Source organism: Knoellia sp. p5-6-4, assembly GCF_029222705.1.
GTDB lineage: Bacteria > Actinomycetota > Actinomycetes > Actinomycetales > Dermatophilaceae > Pedococcus_A.
In genome coordinates this window covers 1,184,364-1,197,166 of sequence record NZ_JARGZF010000002.1, presented here as the reverse complement: position 1 = coordinate 1,197,166, position 12,803 = coordinate 1,184,364, and the positions used below count along the sequence as shown (strand labels likewise).

Below are 12,803 nucleotides of genomic sequence, written 5' to 3'. Positions count from 1 at the left end.
TGGCGCCGTTCCGCCCCGGCTGCCCCACTGGCGCGTCAGGCAGGTTGGACGACCAGGACCACCTGCTGGCTGCGCACCCGCGTGATGACCACGACGGCCTCGGTGCGCCCCCGCGCCGGCAGCCGCAGCTGGTGACGCAGCTGGTCGGCGTCGAGGGTGACGCCGCGCTTCTTCACCGTCAGGCGGTCGATGCCGTGGTCGCGAAGCCAGGCCCGCAGCGCCTTGACGTTGAACGGCATGGCCTCCAGCACGGCATACCGGCGTGCGAACGGCAGGTCGTGCGGGCCGGGCGCACAGACGTAGCCGACGCCGGCGTCGAGCTCGGCGCCGCCCGTGGCCGCCGTCACCGCCCCCACCAGGCCGGCGCGCAGCACGGCACGGTCGGGCTCGTAGAGCCACGGGCCGAGCTCCGCCAGGCTCGACAGTGGCTCGGGGTCGGGGTCCGCCTGCGGCTCCGTCACGACCGCCTGAACGCCACCGCGCCCCAGCACCGCGGCGGTGCGCCCCGACTGGCGGACCAGCGGGCCCCACCACACCACGCACTCGAGCACCTCGCCGTCCCAGGAGGTCCACTGGGCCTCGCCGCCGGCGGGCAGGGCGGCGTGGGGGAACGCGGGGCTCAGCTTGGCGCCGGTGGCGGGCAGTGCCCGGGCCATCTCCTGGACCTGCTCCCAGGACGGGGAGATGGCGTCGAGCCGGAAGACCCGTCTGGTGCGGCCGCTGACGTCCGCCACGCCCGGCGTGCGGCGTGCGGGGTCGAGCCAGGCGCCGACCCCCCGGGCGCCCTCGCCGGCGGGCGGGGTGAACTCCTCGGCCAGCCCCTGGGTGGCCGTGGAGTCGGGCCAGTGCCGCAGGTTCACCGCGGCGACGGCGGAGGTGACCTCGTCGGCGTCGATGGCGCGCACCCGCAGGTCGAGGCCGGCCATGGCCATCGCGTCGGCGCCGATGCCGCAGCCGAGGTCGTGGACGGTGTGGATGCCGGCGGCGCGGAAGCGCTCGGCGTGCCGGGCCGCCACCTCCAGGCGGGTGGCCTGCTCGAGGCCGTCGCTGGTGAGCACCATGCCCTGGGCGAACGAGCCGAACTTGGCCACCGCCTTCGCGCGCAGCCGGGTCTGGTTGACGGCTGCGGCCACCAGGTCCGGCTCGAAGCCGGCGTCGCGCAGGCGCTGCTGCAGGCTCAGCTCGGAGCCCGGCTCGTACGGCGGAAGCGCCTGCAGCAGGCCCCACCCCTCACCGGTCGTCAGGCGGCGCAGGAGGTCGAGGTCCATGGCGGGCATTCTGGCCCATCGAGCGGGTGTGATCAGCCGTGGGCGAACGTCTGGCACTCGAGTTGACCGAGTGCTAACCGCGGTCCTAGATTTGCCATTGGCACTCCGGCTTGCCGAGTGCTAACGCAGTCGGCGCTCATCGACCCCCGCGACGGCGACGGGCACGACCGCACCAAGCAGTAGCCCATTGTCCACTTCGACATTCCCAAAGGGGAGGTCAACATCGTGTCGGTTTCCATCAAGCCGCTCGAAGACCGCATCGTCGTCAAGTCCGTCGAGGCCGAGCAGACGACCGCGTCCGGTCTTGTCATCCCGGACACCGCGAAGGAGAAGCCCCAGGAGGGCGAGGTCCTCGCGGTCGGCCCCGGTCGCTGGAACGAGGACGGCGACGAGCGCATCCCGCTCGACGTCAAGGTCGGCGACCGCGTGCTCTACAGCAAGTACGGCGGCACCGAGATCAAGCACGGCGGCGAGGAGTACCTCATCCTCTCGGCGCGCGACGTGCTCGCCATCGTCGGCTGACGCACCGCTCTTGAAGCCCACGCCCCGGCGCGGCCCGCACCGGGTCCGCGCCGGGGCGTGCGCACATCCCCTGCACGCCGTCCAACCAGTCGGCGTGCCCACGAACATCAAGTAGGTGAAGGACTTTCATGGCTAAGACGCTGGAGTTCAACGACGACGCTCGCAAGTCACTCGAGCGCGGCGTCGACGCGCTCGCGAACGCCGTCAAGGTGACCCTCGGCCCCAAGGGGCGCAACGTGGTCATCGACAAGAAGTGGGGCGCTCCCACGATCACCAACGATGGCGTGACCATCGCCCGCGAGGTCGAGCTCGAGGACTCCTACGAGAACCTCGGCGCCCAGCTCGCCAAGGAGGTCGCGACCAAGACCAACGACGTCGCGGGTGACGGCACCACCACCGCCACCGTGCTCGCCCAGGCCATGGTCAAGGAGGGCCTGCGCAACGTCGCTGCGGGCGCCGCCCCGGCCGGCCTCAAGCGCGGCATCGACCAGGCCGTCGAGGCCGTGCAGGCCCGCCTGCTCGACAACGCCCGCGAGATCGAGGGCAAGGACGAGATCGCCCAGGTCGCCTCGCTGTCCGCCCAGGACGAGACGATCGGCACCACCATCGCCGACGCCTTCGACAAGGTGGGCAAGGACGGCGTCATCACCGTCGAGGAGTCCTCGACCGCGACCACGGAGCTCGAGTTCACCGAGGGCATGCAGTTCGACAAGGGCTACATCTCCCCGTACTTCATCTCGGACCCCGAGCGCATGGAAGCCGTCATCGAGGACGCCTACATCCTCATCAACCAGGGCAAGATCTCGGCCATCGCCGAGGTGCTCCCGGTGCTCGAGAAGGTCGTCAAGGCCGGCAAGCCGCTGCTGGTCATCGCCGAGGACGTCGACGGCGAGGCGCTCTCGACCCTCGTGGTCAACAAGATCCGCGGCACCTTCAACGTCGTGGCGGTCAAGGCCCCCGGTTTCGGTGACCGCCGCAAGGCGATGCTGCAGGACATGGCCGTCCTCACCGGTGGCCAGGTCATCTCCGAGGAGGTCGGCCTCAAGCTCGACCAGGCCGACCTCGACGTGCTGGGCCAGGCCCGCCGCATCGTCGTCACCAAGGACAACACCACGATCATCGACGGCGCCGGCAAGCCCGACGAGGTCGAGGGCCGGGTCAACCAGATCAAGGCCGAGATCGAGCGCACCGACTCCGACTGGGATCGCGAGAAGCTGCAGGAGCGCCTGGCCAAGCTGGCCGGCGGTGTCTGCGTCATCCGCGTCGGCGCCCACACCGAGGTCGAGCTCAAGGAGAAGAAGCACCGCATCGAGGACGCCATCTCGGCGACCCGCGCGGCCATCGAGGAGGGCATCGTCGCCGGTGGCGGCTCCGCCCTCGTCCACGCCTCCACGGCCATCGACGCCCTCGGGCTCGAGGGTGACGAGGCCACCGGCGCCAACATCGTGCGCAAGGCCGCGGCCGAGCCGCTGCGCTGGATCGCCGAGAACGCCGGCATGGAGGGCTACGTCGCCGTCTCCAAGGTCGCCGAGCTCGAGCCGGGCAACGGCCTCAACGCCGCCACCGGCCAGTACGTCGACCTGGTCAAGGCCGGCGTCATCGACCCGGTGAAGGTCACCCGCTCCGCCCTGCGCAACGCCGCGTCGATCGCGTCGATGGTCCTCACCACCGACACCCTCGTCGTGGAGAAGAAGGAAGAGGAGCCGGAGGCCGCCGGCGGCCACGGCCACGGCCACGGTCACTGACCCTCACTGCCACCTCTCGAAGGCCCGTCCCCACAGCGGGGGCGGGCCTTCGCGCGTCCCCATCCGTATGCCGTGGCGCGCGCCGGCCGGAGGTCAGGTGCGCCGGAGGTCCATCACCATCGCCTCGTAGGCCCCGACCGGGGGTGTGCCGGTGTCGGCGCTCTCCGGGACCACGTTGAGCATCCGGACGGCGAGTTCGTGGTCTGCGGGGGACACCTGCACGCGCCAGCGCCAGCCGCCGCCGTAGTCGTACTCGAAGGCCAGCGTCTCGCCGTCGGCCGAGCCGTCGACGGCCCGCGCCGCCTGCTGGTGCCACGAGTCGGCCCAGAGCAAGGTGGCACGAGCCGGCTCGGCCGCGTCGTCGCCGTGCCCGACGACCAGCAGGCCCTGCTGCTCCCCGTCGTCGGGGTGCCTCCACGTGTAGCCCACCATCACCAGGTGCCCGCCGGCAGCGACGGCGACGCTTGCCGTGGCCGGCGCGGTGAAGAGGCCGTCGGTCGGCATAAGCCGGAACCCGTTGGTCCCCTGCCAGGTGCCCGCGGTGCGGGCGAGGGCGTCGATGACCGTCATGTCGGCAGGCTCCCACAGGGCCCGGTTGGTGCGGGATGCTTGACGCGTGCTATTCACCGAGTGAATAGTGATCAGCATGTCGACGGGGCACGTGCTGCTGGGGCTGCTGAGCAGGGGGCAGCGGCACGGCTACGACCTGAAGCGGGACCATGACGCGCGGTTCCCGCACGCCAAGCCGCTGGCATTCGGCCAGGTCTACGCGTCGCTCGACCGGCTGCACCGCCGCGGGCACGTCCGCCCGTCGGCGGTGCAGCGGGTCGACGGGCCCGACCGCACCGTCTACGAGATCACCGACGCCGGACGCGACGAGCTGAACAGCTGGCTCGCTGCGCCCGAGGAGCCGGCTGCGCACGTCGCGAACCCGTTCGCGCTCAAGGTCGCCATCGCCCTGCTGCTCGACGACGAGCCGCGGGCCGCGGCATACCTGCGCGCGCAGCGGGCCGCCCACCTCCGGCGGATGCGCGAGCTGACCGCGGTCAAGACCCGGGAGGCTGCCACGCTCGAGCAGGTGCTCGCCGCCGACTACGCGCTGGCGCACCTCGACGCCGACCTGCGGTGGATGGACGCGGCACGGGACCGCATGGGAACACTCAAGAAGGAGCTGGGCGCATGAGCGGAGTGCTGGGCGCTAGGGGACTGGTGCTCGACTACGGGCGCCGGCCGGCGTTGCGGGGGGTCGACCTGCGGGTGGAGCCGGGGGAGGTGCTCGCCGTGACCGGGCGGTCGGGATCGGGCAAGTCCTCACTGCTGCTGTGCCTCGCCGGGGTGCTCGTGCCGGACGCCGGGGCGGTGCGCTGGGGCGACCGCGTCGTCAGCTCGTTGCCTGAAAGGGAGCGCTCGGCGCTGCGGCGTTCTGAGTTCGGGGTCCTGTTCCAGTACGGCCAGCTCGTCTCGGAGCTGACCGCCCTCGACAACGTCGCGCTCCCACTGCTGCTCGGCGGGGCGCCGCGGCCGTCTGCCGAGGAGGTGGCGCGCTCGTGGTTGGACCGGTTCGGGGTGGCCGCCCTGGCAGGGGCACGGCCGCGCGAGATGTCCGGCGGGCAGGCGCAGCTCGTCGCCGTGGCGCGCGCGCTCGTCACCGAGCCGGCCGTCCTGTTCGCCGACGAGCCGACCGGAGCCCTGGACTCGCTGGCCGGGGAGGACGTGATGGCGGCGCTCATCGAGACCGCCCGCGACCAGGGCACGAGCGTCGTGCTCGTCACCCACGACGCACGGGTGGCGGCGTACGGCGACCGCGACGTCGAGGTTCGCGACGGTGTCGTCCTCGACGACAGCGTGCCTGCCGGGGATGCCGTCCACACCCTCGGGGAGGGCTCGTGAGGGCAGCCGAGCGGCTCCGGCTGGCGGCAGCCGGCGGTCGCGGAGACGCGCTGCGGATCGGTTTCACCGCGGTGGGGGCGGCGGCGGCCGCCCTGCTGCTGCTCGTGACCGGCGTGGTGCTGTCGATCCGCGGTGAGTACACCGCCGCCTACCGGATCCAGCTGCTCAACGAGAGCGGGCTGCGGGTCGGGGTCGTCGCCGCCCTGTTGCTGCTCACCCTGCCCGTCCTGGTCTTCACCGGCCTGAGCTCACGGTTGGGCTCTCCGGCCCGCGACCGCCGGCTCGCGGCGCTGCGGCTCGCCGGTGCGACGCCGGCCGACGTCCGCGGGATCGTGGCGCTCGAGACCGGTCTCGCGGCGATGCTCGGCTCCCTGGTGGGCGGCGCGGCCTTCCTCCTGCTGCGCGGTGTGCTCGACGAGCCGATCCGGGCGCCGTTGCCGACGGGGGTGGAGGGGGCTTTCGCGGTGGGGTACGCCCGTTCGTGGCCGACCGACGTCTGGCCGCACCCTGTGGCAGCCGTGCTGGCGCTCGCGCTGGTCCCGGTCGGCGCGACGCTCTTCGGCGTGGTGGCGCTGCGCCGGGTGGTGATGACGCCGTTCGGCGTGACGACCGGAGGGCCGCGGCGCGCACCGGCGCTGCCCCCGGCGCTGGCGGTGCTCGTCGGAGCCGTGGGCGTCGCCGTCGTCCAGCCGCTGCTGGCCCGGTTCGGCGTCCTCGACCACCGCGTCCACTCCCTCGCGCTGTGGGTCTTCGTGGGGACCGCCCTGGTGGGCCTGTTGTTCGGCTCGGCGTCGGTGGCGCTGCTCGCCGGGCGCCTGCTGTCGGCCCACGCCGACAGCGTCGCCGGGATCGTCGCGGGGCGGAGGTTGGTCGCGAACCCGTTCGAGGCCACCAAGGTGACCGCCTCGATCATCCTCGGGGTCGTCGCAGGTGCCGCGGCGACCGTTCTGCGCGCGGACACCCTCGGCAACCCGCAGCTGCACTCGGCGACCTTCTTCCGCCAGTCCTACGACGTGGTGTACCTCGCGGTCGCGGTCGGGCTGGTGCTCGCCTGTGCCGGGCTCTTCGTGCTCCAGGCAGAGGCGCTGGTGTCACGACGCCGGTCGCTGGCCGCACTGGTGGCGGCGGGCACCCCGCGCGGCGTGCTGGTGCGCGCGACCCTCCTCGAGGTGCTGGCGCCGCTGGTGCCGATGGTGGTCGTGGCAGCGGCCGTGGCAGCCGGCGTGGCCGCGGGATTCGCCACCGGCGCCGGCATGGACGAGGGGTCCCGGGTGGCCGCCGTGCCGTGGCTGGACCTGTCCGTGCTCGTGCTCGGGTCGGTGGCGCTGGTGGTGGTGACCACCATGCTGTCGTCGGTCACCCTGCGCGAGGCGACCCGTCCGGAGGAGCTGAGGGTCGCGGCCTAGGTGGGCGGATCGCAGCTCAGGCGCCGCTGACCACGCGCACGGTCTCGCCGGCATACGACACGAGCATGCCCGGGCGCACCTGCTGGCCGCGGCGCGACCAGACCTCGCCGTCGACCGTCACCTCGCCGGCCTCGATGACGGCACGGGCCATCGCGCCGTCCTCGACCAGGCCGGCCAGCTTCAGGAGCTGGCCGAGCCGGATGGATTCGTCGCGAATGGGGACCTCTGCGGGGCTGCTCACGCCCCGAGTCTAGGTCTCAGCTGGCTTCGGAGACGGTGCGGTGGCCGGCGTACCAGGCCTCGCGCTCGTCCTCGGTCATGGCGCCCCAGACGCCGTAGGGCTCCCGGACCCGCAGGGCGTGCTCGCGGCACTGCACGAGCACCGGGCAGCCGAGGCAGACCTCCTTGGCCGCCGAGTCCCGGGAACGGCGGGCCGAGCCCCGCTCACCCTCGGGGTGGAAGAACACGTCTGGGTTGACCTGGCGGCAGGAGCCCTCCAGCTGCCAGTCCCAGAGGTCGGCAACAGGTCCGGGCAGTCTCGACAGCTCAGCCATTTCGTCCCCACCTCCCCGCGGCACCGTGCCGCATGAGAGGCAAGTTACCCCCGCCTGACCTGCGTAAACAGCCTCACGATGGTCAAAACTTGTTCAAGTGTGAACACTTTTGACCCGGCTTTCCCACGACTCTCACCCAGCCCCGCCGGACCCTCTGGTGACGGGTGCGACGAGGGGCCGGGGTGGCCGGAGGCACTGCTGGGCTGCCTTACGATTGGGCAATGAGCAACGGATCGTCCTCAGTCCCGGCTCCGTTCGCCGAGATCGGCCTGACCTACGACGACGTCCTCCTGCTGCCGGGCCTGAGCGACGTGATCCCCAGCGAGGTCGACACGACCTCGCGCCTCACCCGTGAGATCAGCCTGCGGGTGCCGCTCGTCTCGGCCGCGATGGACACCGTCACCGAGGCGCGGATGGCCATCGCGATGGCCCGCGAGGGCGGCCTCGGCGTGCTCCACCGCAACCTCTCGATCGAGGACCAGGCCTACCAGGTCGACCTCGTGAAGCGGACGCAGACCGGGCGCATACCCAACCCGGTGACGATCGGCCCGGACGCCACCCTCGAGCAGCTCGACCAGGTGTGCGGCCAGTACCGCGTCTCCGGGCTCCCGGTGGTCGACCACGACCAGATGCTGCTCGGGATCATCACCAACCGCGACCTGCGCTTCGTGCCGGTCTCGGAGTGGGGCACCACCCGCGTGCGCGACGTGATGACCGCGATGCCGCTCGTCACCGGACCGGCCGACATCGACCGCGAGACCGCCACGACGCTGCTGCGCCAGCACAAGCGCGAGCGCCTGCCGCTGGTCGACGACGACGGCCGTCTCGCCGGGCTCATCACCGTCAAGGACTTCGTCCGCTCCGAGCAGTTCCCGAACGCCAGCAAGGACGCCCAGGGCCGGCTCCTCGTCGGCGCCGCCGTCGGCTACTTCGGCGACGCCTGGAAGCGCGCGACCACCCTCATCGAGGCCGGCGTCGACGTGCTCGTCGTCGACACCGCCCACGGCCACGCCAGCCTGCTGCTCGAGATGGTCAGGCGCCTGAAGGCCGACAGCGCCACCGCGCACGTGCAGGTCGTCGGCGGGAACGTCGCCACCCGCGAGGGCGCCCAGGCGCTCGTCGACGCCGGCGTCGACGCCGTGAAGGTGGGCGTCGGCCCGGGCTCGATCTGCACCACCCGGGTCGTGGCCGGCGTCGGTGTCCCGCAGGTCACCGCGATCCACGAGGCCGCGCAGGCGTGCAAGCCGGCGGGCGTGCCGGTCATCGGCGACGGCGGCCTGCAGTACTCCGGCGACATCGCCAAGGCGCTCGTCGCGGGGGCCGACACCGTGATGGTCGGGTCGCTGCTGGCCGGCTGCGAGGAGAGCCCGGGCGACCTCGTGCTCGTCAACGGCAAGCAGTACAAGTCCTACCGCGGGATGGGCTCGCTCGGCGCCATGTCGTCGCGCGGGAAGAAGTCCTACTCCAAGGACCGCTACTTCCAGGCCGATGTCACCAGCGACGACCAGCTCGTCCCCGAGGGCATCGAGGGCCGGGTGGCTTACAAGGGCCAGGTCTCGGCCGTCGCGCGCCAGCTCATCGGTGGTCTGCACCAGTCGATGTTCTACGTCGGCGCCGCGACGGTGCCCGAGCTGCAGGCCAAGGGCCGCTTCGTGCGGATCACCCCGGCAGGTCTGAAGGAGAGCCACCCCCACGACATCCAGATGGTGGTGGAGGCCCCCAACTACTCCGGTCGCTGACGCAGGCGCCGCGCGCCGACGGACCGGATCTGCGTAGGCGGGCCCGTTCCACAGTTACGCCTTCTGCCCGATGGACTCGGCGCCGCGCCGCCCTACCGTGGGGACATGCCCGCAAGGGCAGCCAGCCGGGAGGGGGACTTTCGCGAGACCTCGCCGCCGCGGGCAGCTGACCGCCCGGCGAACACACTGGCGCTCCGCCGCTGGCCGCCCCCTCACCCGGCGGCGGGGCGTCAGTTTGCCTGTCTGCCCGCCCCTCGCAGGTGCGTGGGCTGCCCAACCGCCCGTGTGCCGGTCGGGCAGCCGTGTCGGCGCGGATGAGCCGACCGATACGATCGGCCGGTGACTGAGATCGAGATCGGCCGAGGCAAACGGGGCCGTCGGGCCTACTCCTTCGACGACATCGCCGTGGTGCCCTCACGCCGCACCCGCGACCCGGAGGAGGTCTCGGTCTCCTGGCAGATCGACGCCTACCACTTCGACATCCCCGTCATCGCGGCACCGATGGACTCGGTCATGTCGCCCGACACGGCGATCGCGCTCGGCCGGCTCGGTGGGCTCCCCGTCCTCGACCTCGAGGGCCTGTGGACCCGCTACGAGGACCCGACGGCCCTGCTCGAGGAGATCTGCGGCCTCGACCCCGACCTGGCGACCTCGCGGATGCAGGAGATCTACTCGGCCGAGATCCAGCCCGAGCTCATCACCGAACGCCTGCGCCAGGTGCGCGATGCCGGCGTCACGGTCGCCGGCGCGCTGAGCCCGCAGCGCACGCAGCAGCTCTGGAAGAGCGTGGTCGACGCCGGCGTCGACCTGTTCGTGATCCGGGGCACGACCGTCTCGGCCGAGCACGTCTCGGGTCGCGCCGAGCCGCTGAACCTCAAGCGCTTCATCTACGAGCTCGACGTCCCGGTGATCGTCGGTGGCGCCGCCTCGTACACCGCCGCGCTGCACCTGATGCGCACCGGCGCCGCCGGTGTCCTCGTCGGCTTCGGCGGGGGAGCGGCGCACACCACCCGCCGGACCCTCGGCATCCACGCCCCGATGGCCTCGGCGATCGCCGACGTGGCCGCGGCCCGCCGCGACTACCTCGACGAGTCCGGCGGCCGCTACGTGCACGTCATCGCCGACGGTGGCGTCGGCAGCAGCGGCGACATCGTCAAGGCCGTGGCCTGCGGTGCCGACGCCGTCATGCTCGGGGCCGCGCTGGCACGCGCCACCGACGCCCCCGGCCGCGGCTACCACTGGGGTCCGGAGGCCCACCACCCGCAGCTGCCGCGCGGCGAGCGGGTCGGCGTCGGCGGGGTCGCGCCGCTGGAGGAGATCCTCTTCGGGCCGGGCCGCCTGGCCGACGGCACGACGAACATCGTCGGTGCCCTCAAGCGCGCCATGGCGACCACCGGCTACTCGGACCTCAAGGAGTTCCAGCGCGTCGAGGTCGTGGTGGCGCCCTACCAGCGCAGCTGACCGGACAGCGCAGCTGAGCGGACAGGACGAGGGGCCCTGCGGTGCAGGGCCCCTCGCCCGTCAGCCGGTCAGTGCCGCGGGGGCCGTCAGTCCAGCGACACCCGCACCACCTGTCCCTTGCCCACGCATACCGAGCACGTGGTCACGTAGGCGTCGTCACCGTCGATCGCGACGCCGTAGGGCGCCGTCAGCCCGCCCACCACGGTGTGGTGCGAGCTGCTGCCGCGCTTGACCCTGACCAGGCTTCCGACGGGCCCCTTGAGCAGGCCCTCGGAGGCGATCTGCACGGCATACAGGTGCCCGTCCTCGTCGAAGGCGAGGTCGGTGACGTTGGTCAGCCCCGTCGCCCACTTCCTGGGGTGGCCGCCGGGCTCGACCCGCCAGATGCTCGAGGTCCCCTTCTGGAACGGGAAGCCGGTGAGCTGGCTGATGTAGAGGGCGCCGTCGGGGCCGCGGACGACCGAGGTGGGCACCGCGTCCTGGGGGAAGCCGGCCGGAATGGTCTCTGGGCCCAGCGTGATGGCCGCGGTCGTCGGCACCGGTCGGAGCACCGCCACCTTGCTGACGTCGCCCTTGCGGGTCGTGCGGACCACGGAGTTGCCGCCCGCGTCGGCCACGTCGTAGCCGCCGCCGCGGCGGGAGATGCCTGCCGGGTTGCTGTCGAGGTCGGTGCGGTCGGGGTTGGCCTCGGCCTCGTAGGCGGCGATGTCCGCGAGCAGGGAGTGCTCGCTGTCACTGAGCTTGCCCGTCAGCAGGGTCCCGAGGTGGGCACCGTCAGACCCGAACTTCTTGCGGAAGTCCGGGTGGGCGCCCAGTCCGATGCTGACGACGTACCGGTCACCACGGACGTCGACGTCCATGGGGCCGATGGAGTCCTCGGCACCGCCGAGGGATGGCAGGCCGGTCACGACACGGCGGTCCGGTCCGTGGGGGTTCACCCGGGTGATGGCACCGCTCTCGCCGAAGCAGAACTTGCCGAGCTCCGGGTGGGTGGCGCACGGTCCGGAGCCGCCCTTCCCGGACTCGGCGACGTAGAGGTCGCCGTTCGGGGCGAAGCTGAGCAGGCGGGGGCTGTCGAGGCCTGAGGCCACGACGGTGGTGCGGCTGGTTTCGGCCTGGGCCGGCGCGACAGCGATGCCTACGCCGGCGCCGCCGGCCGCCACCAGCGCGAGCACTCGTGTGCGGATGCTGGCCATTGGGGCCCTCCTTCGGAGGTGGGGGATGCCTCCCAGCGTCCAGCAGAAGCAGGGGGCGGCGGACCGCCCGATGTCCTAGTCAGCGCGCGAACGCGGCGGTCACGGGGCGATCCCGGAGGCCGTCCGCGCAGGTCGTGGCACCATGAGCGCTATGGACGGCGGGCGGCTGAAGAAGTCGGTCTACGAGGCCGAGCTGTTCCGGCTGCAGGCCGAGCTCGTGAAGGTGCAGGAGTGGGTGCGCCGCGAGGGCGAACGGGTCGTGGTGGTGTTCGAGGGCCGCGACGCAGCGGGCAAGGGCTCGACCATCAAGCGCGTGGCGCAGTACCTCAACCCTCGCGTGGCCCGCATCGTCGCGCTGCCCACGCCGACCGAGCGGCAGCGCACCCAGTGGTACTTCCAGCGATACGTCGAGCACCTCCCCGCAGCCGGCGAGATCGTGCTCTTCGACCGCAGCTGGTACAACCGCGCCGGCGTCGAGCGCGTCCTGGGCTACTGCACGCCCGATGAGCACCAGCGCTTCCTGCGCCAGTGCCCGATCTTCGAGCGGATGCTGGTCGAGGACGGCATCCGGCTGCACAAGTACTGGTTCTCGGTCAGCGACGTCGAGCAGCAGCGCCGCTTCGAGTCGCGGCTGACCGACCCCATGCGCCGGTGGAAGCTCTCGACCACCGACCTCGAGTCGATCACGCGCTGGGAGGACTACTCGCGGGCCAAGGACGAGATGCTCGTGCACACCGACATCCCCGAGGCGCGGTGGAACGTCGTCGAGAGCGACGACAAGCGGCGCTCGCGGATCAACATGATCGCCCACCTGCTCTCGCGGATCCCCTACGAGGACGTCGAGGCGCCCCTCCTCGAGCTGCCCGCCCGGCCGCCGTCGCGAGGCTACGTGCGGCCCGACCGGTCCCTCCTGCACGAGGTCCCGGACCACGCGGCGCGCCTGAGTCACTAGCGGCCCACGGCCGGCTGTGGCTGGTGTCTCACCAGTAACTTACCGCTAGTAAATTGGCGGACGCCGACCT

13 protein-coding genes are annotated in these 12,803 nt (G+C 72.2%); 8 read left to right on the top strand and 5 right to left on the bottom strand.

All coding sequences use genetic code 11. The features are described from left to right. Window positions 1-35: 35 nt before the first annotated feature. Window positions 36-1,268: a class I SAM-dependent methyltransferase gene (locus tag P2F65_RS17035; protein WP_275810515.1), complete on the bottom strand. Its 1,233-nt coding sequence runs from the start codon at window positions 1,266-1,268 to the stop codon at window positions 36-38. A gap of 225 nt (window positions 1,269-1,493) precedes the next feature. Between P2F65_RS17035 and groES the strand changes: the two genes are divergently transcribed. Then, window positions 1,494-1,790 carry a co-chaperone GroES gene (gene groES / locus P2F65_RS17030; protein ID WP_275810514.1) on the top strand — a complete coding sequence of 99 codons (297 nt, stop codon included), beginning with the start codon at window positions 1,494-1,496 and terminating at the stop codon, window positions 1,788-1,790. Between the two features lie 128 nt (window positions 1,791-1,918). After that, the gene (groL, locus tag P2F65_RS17025) at window positions 1,919-3,535 is read left to right on the top strand and encodes a chaperonin GroEL (RefSeq protein WP_275810512.1); all 1,617 of its coding nucleotides are present in this window, start codon (window positions 1,919-1,921) and stop codon (window positions 3,533-3,535) included. Window positions 3,536-3,628: 93 nt separating this feature from the next. On the opposite strand, the gene P2F65_RS17020 is transcribed toward groL, so the two are convergent. After that, window positions 3,629-4,105, bottom strand: coding sequence for a hypothetical protein (locus P2F65_RS17020; protein ID WP_275810498.1), 477 nt, complete (start codon window positions 4,103-4,105; stop codon window positions 3,629-3,631). 76 nt (window positions 4,106-4,181) lie between these two features. On the opposite strand from P2F65_RS17020, the gene P2F65_RS17015 reads away from it, so the two are divergent. Genes P2F65_RS17015 through P2F65_RS17005 form a run of 3 tightly spaced genes read left to right on the top strand, consistent with a single transcriptional unit; the run spans window position 4,182 to window position 6,831 of the window. Beyond that, window positions 4,182-4,718, top strand: coding sequence for a PadR family transcriptional regulator (locus P2F65_RS17015; protein WP_275810495.1), 537 nt, complete (start codon window positions 4,182-4,184; stop codon window positions 4,716-4,718). Next, window positions 4,715-5,425, top strand: a complete 711-nt coding sequence (locus P2F65_RS17010; RefSeq protein WP_275810492.1) for an ABC transporter ATP-binding protein — start codon at window positions 4,715-4,717, stop codon at window positions 5,423-5,425. The genes P2F65_RS17015 and P2F65_RS17010 overlap by 4 nt, the downstream gene beginning before the upstream one ends. Then, complete coding sequence (locus P2F65_RS17005; protein ID WP_275810489.1) at window positions 5,422-6,831, top strand: FtsX-like permease family protein; 1,410 nt, start codon at window positions 5,422-5,424, stop codon at window positions 6,829-6,831. The genes P2F65_RS17010 and P2F65_RS17005 overlap by 4 nt, the downstream gene beginning before the upstream one ends. Window positions 6,832-6,847: 16 nt before the next feature. Here the strand turns inward: P2F65_RS17005 and P2F65_RS17000 are convergent, their stop codons facing one another. Together P2F65_RS17000 and P2F65_RS16995 are read right to left on the bottom strand one after the other, a co-directional pair. After that, a complete protein-coding gene (locus tag P2F65_RS17000; RefSeq protein WP_275810486.1) occupies window positions 6,848-7,072 on the bottom strand; it encodes an RNA-binding S4 domain-containing protein in 225 nt (74 codons plus the stop codon). 16 nt (window positions 7,073-7,088) lie between these two features. Next, window positions 7,089-7,385: a WhiB family transcriptional regulator gene (locus P2F65_RS16995; protein ID WP_275810483.1), complete on the bottom strand. Its 297-nt coding sequence runs from the start codon at window positions 7,383-7,385 to the stop codon at window positions 7,089-7,091. A gap of 221 nt (window positions 7,386-7,606) precedes the next feature. Between P2F65_RS16995 and guaB the strand changes: the two genes are divergently transcribed. Next, the gene (gene guaB, locus P2F65_RS16990) at window positions 7,607-9,124 is read left to right on the top strand and encodes an IMP dehydrogenase (protein WP_275810481.1); all 1,518 of its coding nucleotides are present in this window, start codon (window positions 7,607-7,609) and stop codon (window positions 9,122-9,124) included. A 339-nt stretch (window positions 9,125-9,463) separates the two neighbouring features. Further along, entirely contained in the window at window positions 9,464-10,585 is a 1,122-nt protein-coding gene (locus tag P2F65_RS16985) for a GuaB3 family IMP dehydrogenase-related protein (RefSeq protein WP_275810477.1), read from the top strand. Window positions 10,586-10,671: 86 nt separating this feature from the next. On the opposite strand, the gene P2F65_RS16980 is transcribed toward P2F65_RS16985, so the two are convergent. Further along, window positions 10,672-11,781, bottom strand: a complete 1,110-nt coding sequence (locus P2F65_RS16980; protein ID WP_275810474.1) for a ScyD/ScyE family protein — start codon at window positions 11,779-11,781, stop codon at window positions 10,672-10,674. A gap of 151 nt (window positions 11,782-11,932) precedes the next feature. Between P2F65_RS16980 and ppk2 the strand changes: the two genes are divergently transcribed. Further along, window positions 11,933-12,733: a polyphosphate kinase 2 gene (gene ppk2 / locus P2F65_RS16975; RefSeq protein ID WP_275810471.1), complete on the top strand. Its 801-nt coding sequence runs from the start codon at window positions 11,933-11,935 to the stop codon at window positions 12,731-12,733. Window positions 12,734-12,803 lie beyond the last annotated feature (70 nt).